The organism is Pseudolysinimonas sp. (assembly GCF_031389465.1).
In the GTDB taxonomy this organism is placed as follows: Bacteria; Actinomycetota; Actinomycetes; order Actinomycetales; family Microbacteriaceae; genus Pseudolysinimonas_A.
Genome location: NZ_JANMSQ010000160.1, coordinates 1 through 12,390, shown reverse-complemented (window position 1 = coordinate 12,390; position 12,390 = coordinate 1). Strand labels below are relative to the sequence as shown.

At 68.2% G+C, this 12,390-nt stretch carries 11 protein-coding genes and 1 tRNA gene; 9 read left to right on the top strand and 3 right to left on the bottom strand.

Going from position 1 to position 12,390, the window contains the following annotated elements; genetic code table 11:
- Nucleotides 1-106 precede the first annotated feature (106 nt).
- The 5 genes from RMO30_RS06265 to RMO30_RS06245 are packed head-to-tail and all read left to right on the top strand — an operon-like array spanning nt 107 to nt 4,502.
- Nucleotides 107-1,300 (top strand): hypothetical protein, encoded by a 1,194-nt coding sequence (locus RMO30_RS06265; protein ID WP_309710905.1) that lies wholly within the window; start codon nt 107-109, stop codon nt 1,298-1,300.
- Nucleotides 1,297-2,028: a hypothetical protein gene (locus RMO30_RS06260; protein ID WP_309710904.1), complete on the top strand. Its 732-nt coding sequence runs from the start codon at nt 1,297-1,299 to the stop codon at nt 2,026-2,028. Before RMO30_RS06265 ends, RMO30_RS06260 begins: the two co-directional genes overlap by 4 nt.
- Nucleotides 2,025-2,969, top strand: coding sequence for a sortase domain-bontaining protein (locus RMO30_RS06255; RefSeq protein ID WP_309710902.1), 945 nt, complete (start codon nt 2,025-2,027; stop codon nt 2,967-2,969). Before RMO30_RS06260 ends, RMO30_RS06255 begins: the two co-directional genes overlap by 4 nt.
- 15 nt (nt 2,970-2,984) lie before the next feature.
- Nucleotides 2,985-3,863 carry a phosphate ABC transporter ATP-binding protein gene (locus RMO30_RS06250; protein ID WP_309710900.1) on the top strand — a complete coding sequence of 293 codons (879 nt, stop codon included), beginning with the start codon at nt 2,985-2,987 and terminating at the stop codon, nt 3,861-3,863.
- 15 nt (nt 3,864-3,878) lie between these two features.
- Complete coding sequence (locus RMO30_RS06245; RefSeq protein ID WP_309710898.1) at nt 3,879-4,502, top strand: hypothetical protein; 624 nt, start codon at nt 3,879-3,881, stop codon at nt 4,500-4,502.
- Here RMO30_RS06245 and RMO30_RS06240 read toward each other — a convergent pair.
- Nucleotides 4,499-6,424 (bottom strand): DUF2207 domain-containing protein, encoded by a 1,926-nt coding sequence (locus RMO30_RS06240; RefSeq protein WP_309710895.1) that lies wholly within the window; start codon nt 6,422-6,424, stop codon nt 4,499-4,501. The two genes, RMO30_RS06245 and RMO30_RS06240, sit on opposite strands and share 4 nt — an antisense overlap.
- 157 nt (nt 6,425-6,581) lie before the next feature.
- Between RMO30_RS06240 and RMO30_RS06235 the strand changes: the two genes are divergently transcribed.
- Nucleotides 6,582-7,919, top strand: a complete 1,338-nt coding sequence (locus tag RMO30_RS06235; RefSeq protein ID WP_309710892.1) for a DUF222 domain-containing protein — start codon at nt 6,582-6,584, stop codon at nt 7,917-7,919.
- A gap of 236 nt (nt 7,920-8,155) precedes the next feature.
- Here RMO30_RS06235 and RMO30_RS06230 read toward each other — a convergent pair whose 3' ends face one another.
- Nucleotides 8,156-9,004 carry a hypothetical protein gene (locus RMO30_RS06230; RefSeq protein ID WP_309710889.1) on the bottom strand — a complete coding sequence of 283 codons (849 nt, stop codon included), beginning with the start codon at nt 9,002-9,004 and terminating at the stop codon, nt 8,156-8,158.
- Nucleotides 9,005-9,031: 27 nt separating this feature from the next.
- Complete coding sequence (locus RMO30_RS06225; protein WP_309710886.1) at nt 9,032-9,526, bottom strand: MarR family transcriptional regulator; 495 nt, start codon at nt 9,524-9,526, stop codon at nt 9,032-9,034.
- A 138-nt stretch (nt 9,527-9,664) separates the two neighbouring features.
- Between RMO30_RS06225 and RMO30_RS06220 the strand changes: the two genes are divergently transcribed.
- The 3 genes from RMO30_RS06220 to RMO30_RS06210 all read left to right on the top strand — a co-directional run.
- Nucleotides 9,665-9,739, top strand: a tRNA-Gln gene (locus RMO30_RS06220).
- A gap of 103 nt (nt 9,740-9,842) precedes the next feature.
- Nucleotides 9,843-11,219 (top strand): NADP-dependent succinic semialdehyde dehydrogenase, encoded by a 1,377-nt coding sequence (locus RMO30_RS06215; protein ID WP_309710880.1) that lies wholly within the window; start codon nt 9,843-9,845, stop codon nt 11,217-11,219.
- 71 nt (nt 11,220-11,290) lie between these two features.
- Nucleotides 11,291-12,390 (top strand): NTP transferase domain-containing protein (locus RMO30_RS06210; RefSeq protein WP_309710878.1); only part of this gene is annotated, 1,100 nt, incomplete at its 3' end.

Here is a 12,390-nt window from a genome sequence, read left to right as displayed (position 1 = left end):
CGACCCGTCTGCGGTGCTTTAGGCACCCGAACATCCCCTCGGCCCCTCCCCCCTACGTACACCCGGCGTTCGCCGCCTGCTTGCCTTTACCTGATTGGCTCCCCGAATGTCCCGAACTCTGGCCCCCGCCGCCGTCGTCCTGGCGGCGTTCCTCGCGTGCATCCCGCTGGCTTCCGCCGCCGCCGCTGCCGAGCCCCTTCCGGCGATCGTCGCAGCCGACGGCCCCGTCACCTGGAGCGTCGAGCCCACCCCCACCACGGAGGGCGGCCGGCGAGCTTTCAGCTACGAAGTCGACCCGGGTACCCAGGTGCAGGACAGCTTCCTGATCACCAACGGCGGCGAGACAGAAGCCGAGTTCATCATCTACGCCACCGACGCTTTCAACGACATCGAGACCGGCAACTTCAGCCTGCTCGAGGCCGAAGATGAGCCGACCGATCTCGGCTCCTGGATCACCCCGGCGAGCGACAAGCTGACGATCGGCCCCGGGCTCCAGGCGACGGTGCCCTTCAACCTCCTCATCCCGTCGGATGCGACACCGGGTGACCACTCGGCGGGAATCGTGGCCTCAGTTCTCACCGAGACGCAACAGGACGGCTCGACGGTGGTGCTCGAACAGCGGGTCGGGGTGCGGATGTACCTCACCGTGTCGGGCGAGCCGGTCGCCTCCGTCGAGGTGCAGGGTCTGACCTCGTCGTTCACCCCGTCGCTCAATCCATTCGCCCCCGGCGAGTTGACGGTCAGCTACGAGGTGCGTAACACCGGGAACAAGCGGGTGGATGTCAATCAGGCTCTGCGCGCCTCAGGTATTTTCGGCATCCCGGTCGGAGAGGTGACTCCCGAGCCCATCATCGACCTTCTGCCGCGGCAGATCGTGCGCGTGAACGTGCGGATCAGCGGAGTCGGAGCATTGCTCTTCGCGCTTTCGGATCTCAGGCTCGAGCCAGGCGCCGTCGGAAGCGCGAAACCTGTGGAACAGCCCGACGCCGAAGCCACACCGACGCCCACGCCCGCCGACACCGCGACGAGCACCCCGACACCTGAAGCCACTGCGGATGCCGGCGGCCCGATCGATCCCGACCAGTCGGCGATCGACTACGTCGAGGTGACGGCGCAGACCGGCACGATCGCGATCACCTGGACCCTGCTCGCGCTCATCGTGCTGTTGCTCGCAGCGCTCTACCTCGCTTGGCGCTATGTCACGGGAACGCGTGAACGGATGTACGCCGCCATCGACGAGGCAGCAGCAGCTGCTCGCCAAGAGGCGCTCGCGCACCGGGACGGGACACCGACCCCATGAGATTCCCTGGTCGTGTCGCGATCGCGTCGTGCGTTGTCGTGGTGGCCTTCGCTGCGCTCCTCAGCGGGGGCAGCGCGGCGGCGCAGGGCGAGCTGACCCCGACCCCCACGGGAGCGGCTCCGATCACCGTCGTGATCCCAGGAGCGGCCACCGCGAGCCCGAGTTCCACCGCGAAGCCCAGCGCCAGTCCGTCCGGGAGCCCGAGCAGTCCTCCGAGTACGAACGGCTGCGAGGCGGGCCCGGGTCAGGCCAACGCCGACGGGTCACCGATCCCCGGCGGGGCGCCCGCGAGTGATGCCCTCGATCTGCGCTTGGACGACGATCGGGTCACGGCGGACAGCTGGGTGATCGCAACGGCATCCGGATTCCTCCCGGGGGAGTACGCCCAAGTCGTCATGTACTCGGGGGCCGTCGTGATCGGCAGCTATACGGTCGGTGCCGATGGCGCATTCTCCGCGCGGTTCCGGATTCCTGAGGACACCCCGACAGGGAACCATGTTGTCGAGGTGACCGGGTGGACCTCGGGATGCGTCGCCAACGACCAACTCACCGTCGTCGCAGGGGGCGAGGGGGGGTCCGGAGGGCTGCCCGCCAACTGGCTTTCGTTGTGGTGGGTGTTCGTCGTGCTCGGCGCCCTCTTCATCGGGCTCTTGTCGCTCGGGGTAGCGTTCCGCGGCGATATCGCGAGCTGGTTCGGCCGGGCGCCGAGCGGAGGGTCGACGGCATGACCGTGACGACCCCGAGCCCGGTTCGACTGCCGTTCTGGCTGCGCAAGCCGCCGACGACACGACGTATCCGCAAGCCGGCGCTGACCCCCGCCGAGCCGCGCTGGTGGATCGGAGTGATCTGGCTCGTCTTGTCTGCACTCCTGCTGGGCTTCGTTGCGCACGTCACGCTGGTCGGATCGCTCCAGCATGCCCGCTCGCAGCAGACGCTCTACCAGGAACTCCGCTCGAGCCTTGCCCTCGCGACCTCGCCGCTGGGCCAGCTGGATGTCGATGGCGTGCTGGTACCCGATGGGACTCCGATCGGCGTGCTCTCGATCCAGACCGACGACGTCAGCATCGAGGAGGTCTTCGTGCAGGGCACGACAGGCGGCGTGCTGACCGCGGGTCCCGGCCACCGTCGAGACACCGTGATGCCCGGTCAGGAGGGTACGAGCATCCTGATGGCTCGTCAGGCCACCTACGGCGGACCGTTCGGCTACCTGGCGGCCCTCGAGCCGGGCGATCTCATCCGCGTCACCACCGGACAGGGCGTCGCGAAGTACGAGGTCTTCGGGGTGCGCCGCGAGGGCGAGTTGCTCCCGCAAGCGCTCGCGAACGGCGAAGGCCGGCTCGAGCTGATCACTGCCGATGGCAGCCCGCTGCTGCCCGCAGGAACGCTTCACATCGACGCGGAACTCGTCAGCTCCGTGCAAGAGACCCCGGCTCCCGTGCTTACGAAAGAGGTGCTGAGCTCCGCGGAGCAGGCGATGGCCGGAGATCCGAGCGGCTGGCTCCCCACCCTGTTCTGGGCGCAGCTCCTGATCGTCGCGGCCGTCGCCACCCGCTGGGTGCGCTCCCGGTGGGGGATGTGGCAGACCGCGACGATCGCAGTCCCGATTTTGGTCCCCCTTGCGGCGGCAACCTCGAACGCCGCGATGACCCTTCTTCCCAACCTGCTCTGACACCCGGAGGTACCGATGAGCACAGATACCGCAACGACCGACTTGCTGGTCGCTGATGACGTCCCGAGCGCGGACTACCCCCCGCCGGCCCCCGAGTCGCTGATCGAGGCGACCACACCGCTCGCGGTGCTCGAAGCGCGCGCGGTTTCGGCCTGGTTCGGGGACCGGAAGGTGCTCGACCGCGTCGACCTCACCATGCAGGCGGGCAAGATCACGGCGCTCATCGGTCCGTCGGGGTGCGGCAAGTCGACGTTCCTGCGCATCCTCAATCGGATGCACGAGATGGTGCCCTCGGCGTCGCTTGCCGGGGAAGTATTGCTCGACGGCGAGGACATTTACGGTGCGAGCCGCCGCCTCACCCAGGCGCGACGCGACATCGGCATGGTCTTTCAGAAACCCAACCCCTTCCCCGCGATGTCGATCTACGACAACGTCGTCGCCGGACTGAAGTTGACGGGTACCAAGGCCAACCGCGCGAGCAAGGACGACTTGGTCGAGTCGTCGCTCGTCAAGGCCGGACTGTGGAAGGAGGTGCGAGACCGACTCCGTCAACCCGGCGGTGGCCTCTCCGGCGGCCAGCAGCAGCGTCTCTGTATCGCACGGTCGATCGCCATTCGACCCCGCGTGCTGTTGATGGACGAGCCCTGCTCGGCGCTCGATCCCACCTCGACCCGGGTGATCGAGGAGACGATGATCGACCTCGCTCGCGAGGTGACGATCGTGATCGTGACGCACAACATGCAACAGGCGCAGCGGGTCTCCGACAATTGCGCCTTCTTCCTCGCCGCGCAGGGCACGCCCGGCGCGATTGTCGAGCAGGGGCCGACCGGGAAGTTGTTCTCGACCCCGGAGGATTCGCGCACCGAGGACTACGTCAACGGCCGCTTCGGTTGAGACAGCGCGCCGCTCGTGGATGCGACTGACGAGGCGGTCTTCGCGGCCTACCATCGACAGGATCGCTCTCGTAAGACGCTCCAGCTGATGGCGGGGGCTGTCACCCTCTTCGCCGGGGTGACCTTGGTGGCGCTACTCGGAAGCGCCGGATCCGCGGCGACCGTCGTCGCTCAGACCCCGCTCGCGGTGCCCACCGCGACCGCCGAGCCGACCGCGACCCCGGCGGTCGTCGCGGTGGCTTTGCCTGCCCCGGCCGCCGATGTCGTCCCATCGGTGGCGCCGGCCCCTATCGACGACGGACCCTGGCGCATCGCGATCGATACTTCCGGATATCAGGCCGAACTCGACGCGTGCCTCTGGGTGCGGATGGACCTCGGCGCTGTCGCGCCGATCGTCGGCGCTCACACCTCGTGTGGCGGATCGGTCATCCTTGAGATGGCGACCGGCGACCCCGTGGTGCTCACAGGCACGGGACTCGACGGCGCTTACCTGGTTGCCGACTCCCGCGACGCCGAAGTCGGGGCAGTCGCGGCGACCGCGACCGCAGGCCTCACGGCCGACGTCATCCTGCAGACGTGCTATCCAGGAGCGGACGGCCGGGTGCGCCTCGTCGCCCTGGTTCTTGGGCAAGACAGTTAGACGCCGCCACCGCCACCTCCACCGCCACCGCCACCCGACGAACCGCCGCCACCGCCGCCACCGCTCGACGACGACCCCGACGAGCTGGAGTACGACGTCGAGACGTTCGACGACAGCGATGCCAGACCCGCCGAGAAGGCGCCGATGTGGAATCCCGTCGAGCCGGAGTACCAGTCCGGCGGGTTCGTGTCGTAGTACTTGCCGATCTCTTGCGCCCACTCCTTCTCGAGGCCGAAGATCACGGCGTAGGGCAGCAGCTTCTCGTAGATCTTGATGATCGCCGTCGTGTCGGAGGTGCTGACCCGCTCGGCCCCCGAGACGCTCTGCAGCATCTGCAACCGGTCGGCTTCGGCGACGCGGATGAACTCGCGCAGGCCATCGAGGTGCTCCTTCAGCTCCGCCCCCTTCGTCGTGAGCGGGCGGCGGCGGGTGAGGATGCCGGCGGCGAAGATCGCGATCCACGGCACGGCGTTCAAGCCGACGACCCCGGTGATGATCGAGATCTCGCTTTCGCCGCCGAAGATCGTCTGGACGATGAGCAGGATGCCGGCGAGCACCATCGACCCGACGACGATGAGCATCGGCCGCCAGGACGGCTTGCGTCGCAGCCCTCCCGCCTCGGCCTCCCGCTCGATCGACTTGGTGAGCGCGACGACCTGCTGCCCGAGCACGGTGTCGCCCTTGGTCAGCCAGCGCACTTCACCGCTGGCGTCGGCCTCCGGTGGGGGTGTGCTGCCGCCGAGCGACAGCAGGTTCTTGAGCCCGGGAAGGAGGCCGCCCATCGAGAACGGGTTGATCGAGAACAGGGCACCCATCACGCGTTGCTCATCGGGGGCGAGATCGGCGCTCGACAGTTTCTGCACGCCGAAGACCTTGCTGAAGCCCTGATCGTGTTCGATGATGCGCAGGTTCTTCTGCACCGCGAGGTCGACGATCGTCGCCGCCATGCCCTTCTTCGGGTGGCCGGCGATGTTCGCCGCGAGCATCATGCTGAGCCCAGCCGGCGGCTCGTATTGGGCGATGACGATGCCGCGCCCCTTGGCGTCGCGCCAGAAGACGAACCGCACGACGAGCGCGAAGATCAGCCCGAACAGCACGAGCGCAGCCGCGAGGAGCGCCAGGATCGGCACGTACGCCCAGAACGGAGCGCCCGCGAAGGTGCCCTGCTCGAAACTGATCGCCATGGTCATGTTCTGGTACGAGAACAGGTCGCTCACGGTCGCGCTGAACTCGCCGTCACCGTCGTTGTCGATCTCACACTGATCGCTGGTTCCGTCGTAGCCGTAGTAGCAGAACGCCTCGCCGGTGAGAGCGGGCACGAGGTCGGCGTGCACGTGAACGGTCGCGCTGACTTCGCCGAACGGTTGCGCCCAGCCGGTGCCGTTCGTGTCCCTGTAGAACTCGTCGCGGGTGACGCCATCGGCGAGGTCGGTCGAGGTCGCCGTGACGTCGGACTGCGTGTATTCGATGACGTAGGTCTGCTCGCCGTGGACGTACTGCCCCTGTGGTACCGCGATCGTGAGCATCGTGAACTCACCCTCGACCGAGCGCTCGAACGAGCGGGGTACGCCGTTCCCGTCGGTGACCGACACGATGTCGATGCCGGTGCTGTGCCCCTTGTAGTCGCTCACCAGCGCACGGCGGATGCCGCGGTTCTGGTCGTACTCGGGGAACACGGCGACCAGAGTCTCGACCGTGTGCAACTGCGAGCGGCCCCCGCCGTCGCGAGAGAGTTCGTACACGGCGTCGAACGACGCGAACTCGAAGTCGTCGACCCCCCTCCCGGCCGCGTCGAGCGCGACGACCGCCGGAGCCTCGGGATCGTCGGGCGTGACGGCGAGAACAGGGGAGGTGCCGGTGGCGATGAGGATGAGCGTTCCGACGGCAACGAGAAGGGCGCGAGCAGCGCGAGGTGCGTTCACGTCGCGAGCGTAGCGGGGCTGTCGGCCTTCCGTCGATGGTCTCGGTGCGGGGCCGAGCAGCGGTCGTCTAGTCCTCCACAGGGTCGTTCTGTGCGACTTATCCTGAGAATGGTTCGTCTACCTAGTACATACGTTCGAAGGTTGCTTCAATGGAGATATGTCGCCTTCCGCCCCCGCCGTCACTTGGCTCGGCGCTGACCCGCGTGTGCTCGACGATGACGCACTGCTGACGGGGGCGCGTGAGTTGGGTGAGTTGCGGCGGCTGGTCGAGGCGTCGCTGGGGTCGTTCGCGGCGGAGGTGAAGCACCGCTCCCGTCGGCAAGACGGTTTCGGGGGTCTCGCGCAGCGGCTGGGTGCCGGCACTCCGGAGAAGCTGGTGGAGCAGGTGTCGGGGGTGTCGAAGCGTGAGTCGCAGACGCTGGTGCGGGTCGGGGAGCTGCTGACGGTGGATGCCGACCCGTGGCTGGCTGCGGTCGGCACCGGCGTCGCGGCCGGGCGGGTGTCGATCGTGAAGGCCGACGTCATCAAGAGCGGCCTCGGGGCACCTTCTGAGGATGTCGCGGCGGATGATCTCGCCGACGCCGCCGCCCGATTGGTTGCTCTCGCTCCGTCAATGTCGGTGGAGAAGCTTGCGGCGCGGGCACGGGAACTGCGCGACGACCTCGACAGCGCCGGGGTCCGCGATCGGGAGCGGATGCTGCGCGACAAGCGGTACCTCACTCTCACTCCTCTCACCAACGGCATGACCCAACTCTCCGGGCTGCTCGACCCCGCGTCTGCTGCCATCGTGTCTGCCGCCTACGACGCTGCGACGTCGCCCCGCCGCGGCGGACCCCGGTTCACCGACGACGCATCGAAGGAACGGGCCGAGAAGCTGGTCGCCGATGAGCGCAGTCTCGGGCAGATCTCCCTGGACACCTTCGTCGACCTCATCCGCATCGGCACCGAGGTCGACCCCGGCCGTCTGCTCGGCGCTCGCCGTCATGCGGTTCGGGTGCTGGTCACCGACCAAGACCTGCGCGAACGCCGCGGACCGGCGTTCCTCCAAGACCAGACCGAAGCGATCTCGATCGCCACCGCCGAGCAGCACGTCTGCGACACCGGCATCGTGCCCATCCACTTCACCGACGACGGCGAACCGTTGAGGTTGGGGGTCACCCGTCGCCTCTTCTCGTCCAAGCAGCGCGACGCGCTCGCCGCCCGCGACGGCGGATGCCGCTTCCCGAACTGCGAACGCCCCGCGTCCTGGTGTGAGGCCCATCACCGGATTCCGTGGAAAGAGGGCGGACCGACCGACACCCGCGACGGCGTCCTGCTCTGCCGACACCACCACATGCTCGTCCACGACAACGGCTGGGCCATCGACCGCCACCCGGTCCACGGACTTGTCGCCATCCCACCCCGCAGCATCGACCCCGCCCAACGACCGATTCCGATGCCCGCCCGATCCCGCGCCGCCCAACGACTCACCGCCACCGCGAGGGTCCGAAGATAGGCGGCCACCGGCGGCTACCGCTTCACGGCGAGACCGCATGCCTTCACCCCACTTCGGTGCCTACCCGAGGGGGCCGCTAGGAGCATGTCGATGTCCGCGTCGACCCGCATCGCCGGACTCGGGGTGCACCTTCCCGAGCAGGCGAGGGCGACGACCGAGACCGAGCGGCGCCTCAGAGCCGAGAAACCCCGGCATGCGCCTGGCGACCGGTCTCATCTCCCGCATGACGGGGCTGGTCACCCGCAGCGCTTCACGGATGGCGTCATCCCGATGCTGCGGCATCGCCAGCAGCCGGTGCTGTTCCCCCGAGTCGAACAGTAGGCGGCGGTGCGCGCCATCGCGGAGGCGGCCGTCTGGGTTCCGGCGACCATGAGCAGCGTGGAGAGGCCCTGCGTCTCCTGCACGGTGAGGCCGATTTCGCGACAGCGACCAATGATCGTGTCGGGATGCACCGCGCCAAAAGCTCCCCCGATGTGACCGGTGAGCCGCTCGACGATCTCGCGGGCGATGGCAACTTTCGCCGGTGGCAGCGTCGTGTCGGCGATCGTGCCGAGAGCAATGGATGCCAGCTCTTCACCGGTCGCGAAGATCTCGCGGAAGGCGTCATCCCCGCGGCCGGTGTCGACGGGAAGGCCGAGCAGCGTCACCACCATGTGCCCGACGAGCACCCGCGACAGGTCGGCGAGGTCGAGTTCTTCGCCGGCCTCGATGCGGTCCGCGACCGCCACCCGAGCGTCCCACGCCCGGGACACGAATTCCGCTGAGGTCCTCTCGGTGAACAGCTCGCGGCTGCGCGTACGGAGGTCGTGGTGGCCGGGTCCGTCGAAGAGGTCGTACCCCCAGTCGCCCAGGATCAGCGCCCAGAGGTGGCCGACGCCGCCTTCGGAGAGCAGGGTCAGGTGCTGGGGGTCGTTGAGCGGGGCGCGTGCCGTGAACGGCTCGGTGGTAATCCAGCCGAGACCCGGTATCCGCATGAGCGGGTTCGCGAATTGGCCGAGCCAGTTGAGCACGGGTAGGGCGGCCCGCGCCGCACTCAACAGCCGGTGCTCCCTCAGCGGGGCAGACTGATCCTCGGCCACCGGCATGCATCGAGTCTGCCGGTGGCGCGGGGCTCAGTCGTCGAAGTCGAGACTCAGCTTCCGCAGCAGGCCGCTGAGGCGCTCCTGGTCGACGCGGGAGAGCCCCGCGAGCATGTCGGCCTCCTCGGCGACGAGCACTGAGATCGCGGCATCCACCTGCTGTCGGCCCGCCGCGGTCATGACGACGAGCACACCGCGGCCGTCGTGCGGATCGGTGCGACGCTCGACGAGGCCGCGCTCGACGAGCCGGTCGATGCGGTTCGTCATCGTGCCGCTTGAGACGAGCGTCTGCTGAAGCAGTGCCTTCGGGCTCAGTTGCGACGGTGCCCCGGCGCGTCGTAGCGCGGCGAGAACGTCGAACTCCCATGGCTCGAGGTCGGATGCCGTGAACGCCGAGCGGCGCGACCGGTCGAGGTGTCGGGCCAGCCGATCTACCCGCGACAGCACCTGCAGCGGCGCGAAGTCGATGTCGGGCCGCTCACGGGACCAGGCATCAACGATGCGGTCGACTTCGTCGGAAGCAGGCATCCGTCCATTATCGTTGCGCGCTGGAGCAATACAGCGGAGGCGATTTCTCACCTCCGCTGCGACGCCAGCGCCGATCGCCGTCTCAGTGATCGGTCTCGGCCTGGCAAGCTAGTTCGGTGCCCCGGAAGTCCGGGACGATCCGCCTTGGTGTAACGGCAGCACGACGGCCTTTGGAGCCGTTAGGTCCAGGTTCGAATCCTGGGGGCGGAGCCAGCTTGATCAGTCGACCCCCGATGAGTCGGCTGCCGAGGACTCACCCGGGCGCTGGCCCCCGTAGGCTCGTCGGGTTCACCGTTCTTCGACGAGGAGTGCGCCGATGGCCATCGCGACGATCAACCCGTTCACCGGTTACACCGAGCAGACGTTCGAGCCGCATGACGAGGCCGAGGTCGAGCGTCGGATCGCCGCCGCCGAATCCACTTTCCTCGCGTTGCGTTCGACGACGTTCGCCGAACGTGCCGAGTGGATGAGGGCGGCCGCCCAGCTTCTCGAAGACGATGTCGACCAGGTCGCCCGTCTCATCACGGTCGAGATGGGGCGGCCGATCAAAGCCGCCCGCGCCGAGGTGCTGAAGAGCGCGAAGGGAATGCGCTACTACGCGGAGCACGCTGAGGAGTTTCTCGCCCCCGAGGCGCTCGCCGACCCGGCTGCGGTGAACGCCTCGGCGGCCGGGACCCGGTACGCGCCGATCGGCATCGTGCTCGCGGTCATGCCGTGGAACTACCCGCTCTGGCAGGTGCTCCGGTTCGCAGCACCGGCGCTGATGGCGGGCAACACCGGTCTGCTCAAGCACGCCTCGAACGTTCCGCAGGCCGCCCTCTACCTCGACACCCTGTTCGAGCGCGGCGGGTTTCCGGCTGGAGCGTTCCACACGCTGCTCATCCCGGCATCCGGCGTCGAACGAGTGCTGCGCGACCCTCGGATCAAAGCCGCCACGCTCACCGGCTCCGAGCCCGCGGGGCGCTCGTTGGGGTCGATTGCCGGATCCGAGGTGAAGCACGTGGTGCTCGAACTCGGCGGCTCCGATCCCTTCATCGTTCTGGCCACCGCGGACCTCGACGCGGCCTCGACAGTCGCTGTCACCGCCAGGAACCAGAACAACGGTCAGTCCTGCATCGCCGCGAAGCGGTTCATCGTGCACACGGATGTCTACGACGAATTTTTGCGCCTGTTCACCGACAAGGTCGAAGCGCTGACGGTCGGAGATCCGCTCGACGAGTCGACCGATGTCGGGCCCCTCGCGACCGAGTCGGGCCGAGCCGAACTCGCCGAGCTGGTGGTGGACGCCACCACGAAGGGCGCCACGGTGCTGACCGGCGGCACGGTGCCGGAGCGTCCCGGGTGGTTTTACCCGCCGACGGTGATCGAGGGCATCACCCCCGAGATGCGACTGCACCTCGAGGAGGCGTTCGGCCCGGTCGCATCGGTCTACCGGGTCGCCGACCGCGACGAGGCGCTCGCCGTCGCCAACGGCACGACGTTCGGCCTCAGCTCTGCCGTCTGGACGAACGATCCCGACGAAGAGGAGTGGTTCATCCAGAATCTCGACGCCGGTGCTGTGTTCGTCAACGGCATGACCATTTCGTATCCGGAGCTGCCGTTCGGCGGGGTGAAGGATTCCGGGGTCGGGCGCGAGCTCGCTGCAGCGGGCATCCGCGAGTTCTGCAACCTCAAGACGGTTTGGAAGGGCTGAGCTTGAGGTCTTGTCCTGATGCGTCGCGTCGGTGAACTCCGTTCGGCCGCTCGGCGGGGGACAATGGCGGCATGACTGATTCGCGGCTCGCCATCGTCGTCCTCGCCGCCGGGCAAGGCACCCGGATGAAGTCATCCCGGCCCAAGGTGCTGCACGACCTCGCGGGAGTGCCGCTGCTCGGGCACGTGCTCGCGACGGCCCGGGAACTCGCCGCAGCCCATGTCGTCGCGGTGGTGCGGCACGAGCGTGACCTCGTTGCGGCAGCCGTCGCCGAGTTCCTGCCCGACGCGCTCGTCGTCGACCAGGACGACATCCCGGGTACCGGTCGGGCGGTCGAGGTCGCAATTGCCGCGCTGCCCGACGACTTCGAGGGCGACGTCGTCGTCATCTCGGGGGATGTGCCGCTGCTCGACGCCGGCACGATCGCCGGGCTGCTCGAAGGCCATCGCCGGGCGGCCGCCGCCGCGACTCTCTTGTCGGCGATCGTCGACGACGCGACCGGCTACGGACGAATCGTGCGGGATTCCGACGGCGCCCTCATCCGCATCGTCGAGCACGGCGACGCGGCCGACGATGAACTCGCGATCAGCGAAGTCAACTCGGGCACCTACGTATTCACCGTCGCCTCATTGCGAACCCAGCTGCCGCAACTCGCGACCGCGAACGCTCAGGGCGAGCGGTATCTCACGGATGTCGTCGGCCTCCTGCACGCGGCTGGTGAGGCGGTCGAGGCGGTGCCGGCTCGCGACGCCTGGGTCGTCGAGGGCATCAACGACCGGGTGCAGCTCGCGCGCGCTGCTGCCCGCCTCAACGCGATGATCGTGCGCGGCTGGCAGCTCGCTGGTGTGACGGTGTACGACCCCGCGACAACCTGGATCGACCTGCGAGCGACCCTGGCCGAAGACGTCGAACTGCTGCCGAACACGCACATCGGGGGGTCGACGACCGTGGCCCGCGGCGCCCGCATCGGTCCCGACACGACCCTCGTCGACTGCGAGGTGGGTGAGGATGCCGTCGTGAAACGCACAGATGCCACCCTCGCGGTGATCGGCAAGGGGGCGACCGTCGGACCGTTCGCCTACCTCCGGCCCGGCACCGAACTCGGTGAGGGCGGCAAGATCGGCACCTACGTCGAGACCAAGAACGCGAAGATCGGCGCCGGGGCGAAGGT

What these genes read in the sequence shown, in the direction of transcription:
- RMO30_RS06265 (WP_309710905.1), top strand. Translation starts at nt 107, where the DNA reads ATGTCCCGAACTCTGGCCCCCGCCGCCGTCGTCCTGGCGGCGTTCCTC.
- RMO30_RS06260 (WP_309710904.1), top strand. Translation starts at nt 1,297, where the DNA reads ATGAGATTCCCTGGTCGTGTCGCGATCGCGTCGTGCGTTGTCGTGGTG.
- RMO30_RS06255 (WP_309710902.1), top strand. Translation starts at nt 2,025, where the DNA reads ATGACCGTGACGACCCCGAGCCCGGTTCGACTGCCGTTCTGGCTGCGC.
- RMO30_RS06250 (WP_309710900.1), top strand. Translation starts at nt 2,985, where the DNA reads ATGAGCACAGATACCGCAACGACCGACTTGCTGGTCGCTGATGACGTC.
- RMO30_RS06235 (WP_309710892.1), top strand. Translation starts at nt 6,582, where the DNA reads ATGTCGCCTTCCGCCCCCGCCGTCACTTGGCTCGGCGCTGACCCGCGT.
- RMO30_RS06230 (WP_309710889.1), bottom strand. Translation starts at nt 9,004, where the DNA reads ATGCCGGTGGCCGAGGATCAGTCTGCCCCGCTGAGGGAGCACCGGCTG.
- RMO30_RS06225 (WP_309710886.1), bottom strand. Translation starts at nt 9,526, where the DNA reads ATGCCTGCTTCCGACGAAGTCGACCGCATCGTTGATGCCTGGTCCCGT.
- RMO30_RS06215 (WP_309710880.1), top strand. Translation starts at nt 9,843, where the DNA reads ATGGCCATCGCGACGATCAACCCGTTCACCGGTTACACCGAGCAGACG.